Genomic DNA, 753 nt, shown 5'->3' with positions numbered 1-753 from the left:
GGCTGGCCCTCTTCGTCGTGTGTCTCGTGCTCAGCGGGGCCACCGCCTTCCCGCTGGTGCACGAACTGCGCTGGACCGAGAGCGCGTTGCGCGCGCTGTCCGTGCCGGAGCACCTGCCGGGGCTGATGGCGTGGATCTCCCGGGTGCGGGAGGGGCTGGACACCGTCGACGCCGACCAGCCCTTCGTCCTGTACGGCACCGACTGGCTCGCCTTCGCGCACCTCGTCATCGCGGTCGCGTTCTACGGCCCGTACCGCGACCCCGTCCGCAACATCTGGGTGGTCGAGTTCGGGATGATCGCCTGTGCCGGGATCATCCCGCTCGCCCTCGTCTGCGGACCGGTCCGCGGGATCCCCTTCTGGTGGAGCGTCATCGACATGTCGTTCGGGGTCTTCGGAGTGGTCCCGCTGTACGTCGTACGGAAGAGGATCAAGCGGCTGGAAGCGCTCGGCGCACCGCCGGCGCTCCCGGCCGCCACCACTGCGGGCTGAATCCGGTGCCCGGCGAACGGCCCCGCTCCGGTCAGCGGTTGAACGCCGGGAACGCGAAGCGCTGGGCGACGGCCAGGCCGTCGCCCTTCGCGTCCGTGGAGTTGACCGAGTAGACCAGGGTGCGGGACAGGTCCGGGGTCGCGGCGATCACCGTCGCGTATCCGGGGCGCGAACCGGTCTTGCCCCAGATCACCTTGCCGTTCACCTCGAACCGCTCCAGCCCCGCGCCGTACCGCGCCCCGGGCACGTCCGGCAGCGTGAA

2 protein-coding genes are annotated in these 753 nt (G+C 70.9%); one reads left to right on the top strand and one right to left on the bottom strand.

Annotated elements, in window-relative coordinates; genetic code table 11:
- Positions 1-2: 2 nt before the first annotated feature.
- A complete protein-coding gene (locus C3481_RS16105) occupies positions 3-491 on the top strand; it encodes a hypothetical protein (protein WP_103843296.1) in 489 nt (162 codons plus the stop codon).
- Positions 492-522: 31 nt separating this feature from the next.
- On the opposite strand, the gene C3481_RS16100 is transcribed toward C3481_RS16105, so the two are convergent.
- Positions 523-753, bottom strand: a 231-nt coding sequence (locus tag C3481_RS16100; protein ID WP_181021964.1) for a serine hydrolase, incomplete at its 5' end; no start/stop codon positions are given.

The organism is Microbacterium sp. Ru50 (assembly GCF_002920555.1).
Lineage (GTDB): Bacteria > Actinomycetota > Actinomycetes > Actinomycetales > Microbacteriaceae > Microbacterium > Microbacterium arborescens.
Note: the sequence above shows the minus strand (reverse complement) of the source record. Positions and strands in the feature narration are given on the sequence as shown.